The sequence below is a fragment of the Vibrio sp. OPT46 genome, assembly GCF_015163535.1.
Lineage (GTDB): Bacteria > Pseudomonadota > Gammaproteobacteria > Enterobacterales > Vibrionaceae > Vibrio > Vibrio alginolyticus.
Genome location: NZ_JADDYG010000386.1, coordinates 1 through 308, shown reverse-complemented (window position 1 = coordinate 308; position 308 = coordinate 1). Strand labels below are relative to the sequence as shown.

1 protein-coding gene is annotated in these 308 nt (G+C 40.9%); it reads left to right on the top strand.

Annotated elements, in window-relative coordinates:
- Window positions 1–308 (top strand): hypothetical protein (locus tag IQR33_RS33435; RefSeq protein WP_228013971.1); only part of this gene is annotated, 308 nt, incomplete at both ends.

Below are 308 nucleotides of genomic sequence, written 5' to 3'. Positions count from 1 at the left end.
GGATAGAGGAATTTATCTATTTCCACATATTGAGAAGAGATTCGGCAGTATTCCTTTAGAGCGCGTTGTTGGTCATAGCCAAGGCTATGATGCGATGAAGTGGGGGGACTGTTTAGGTGGCCGTCACTTAAAACGTATAGAGCGAGCCCTAATGGAACTCACAGAAAATCCAAATTACTATTTAGATCATCATGTAAAACCAGGTATTTCTTTTACAAAAGTTGAGGATGCTTACTTCATTGAAGAGGGAAAACATAGGACCATAACTGCGCGGTTCCTCTATCACCACAACCAGGAAGTTTTTAGAA